Source organism: Streptomyces sp. SAS_272, from assembly GCF_052543235.1.
The window spans coordinates 1-1,051 of the sequence record NZ_JBMNDR010000219.1; the positions used below are offsets into that span (position 1 = coordinate 1).

General features: G+C 69.2%; 1 protein-coding gene. It reads right to left on the minus strand.

Translation table 11 applies throughout. From position 1 onward, the window contains the following. A partial coding sequence (locus ACN6LD_RS42235; RefSeq protein WP_445045940.1) for an IS481 family transposase occupies positions 1 to 952 on the minus strand: 952 nt, incomplete at its 3' end. Positions 953 to 1,051: the final 99 nt, after the last annotated feature.

The following is a 1,051-nucleotide window of genomic DNA, read 5'->3' on the forward strand; positions in this document are numbered from 1 at the left end:
TGTATTGACCCGCAGCGTTGTTCACACGGCTGATCGGTGGCTGGCCGCCAAGTGCGGTGTGGCAGCGATGGTGGTTGTAGGTGTGCAGGAAGTCTGCCAGGGCCTCGGTGCGTTCGGTGTTGCTGGTGTAGGGCCGCAGGTAGGCCCACTCCTCGAGCAGGGTGCGGTTGAAGCGTTCGACCTTGCCGTTCGTCTGGGGACGGTAGGCGCGGGTGAGCTTGCCGGTCGCGCCGAGGTCAGCCAGCGCCCCTTGCCAGGCGAAGCTCTTGCGGTAGGGCCAGGCGTTGTCGGTCAGGACCCGCTCGATGCGGTCGATACCCGAGGCGGCGAAGAACGCTGCGGCCCGGCGCAGGAAGCCGGCGCAGGTGTCGGCCTTCTCGTCGCCGTGGATCTCGCTGTAGGCCAGGCGGGAGTGGTCGTCGACGGCGGAGTGGACGTAGTCGAAGCCCATGGTGCTGCGGGTGGCGCGGCCGGCCTGGCGGCCCAGCACCTTGTGGCCGCCGCCGTCGGGGATCCGGCCGAGTTTCTTGACGTCCACGTGGAGGAGTTCGCCGGGCCGGTCGCGTTCGTAGCGGCGGATCACCTCACCGGTGGGCCGGTCCATGAACGCCAGCCGGTTCAGGCCGTGCCGGGTGAGGATGCGGTGCACGGTCGAGGCGGGCAGGCCCAGGATCGGGCCGATGCGTGCCGGTCCGAGTTTGCGGTCCTGGCGCAGCTGGCAGACACGCGCCTCGGTGGCGGCTGCGGTCCGGTGCGGTGTCCTGTGGGGGCGGCTGGAACGGTCGATGAGTCCGCTCTCGCCCTCGGACCGCCAGCGGCGGATCCATTTGTGGGCTGTGGGACGGGAGATGCCCATCTCGGCGGCGACATGGGCGACGGGACGGCCGGAGCGGACACGCTCGACGAGCAGCCGCCTGCCGTGAACGGTCAGCCGGGCATTACGGTGGGACATGAAGGCCTCCGTGCGGTGAAGATTCGACACCTCCACCACACACGGGGGCCTTCGCCACGATCAAGTCCGACCCGCGTCAACAACGCTCGTGATCAATAC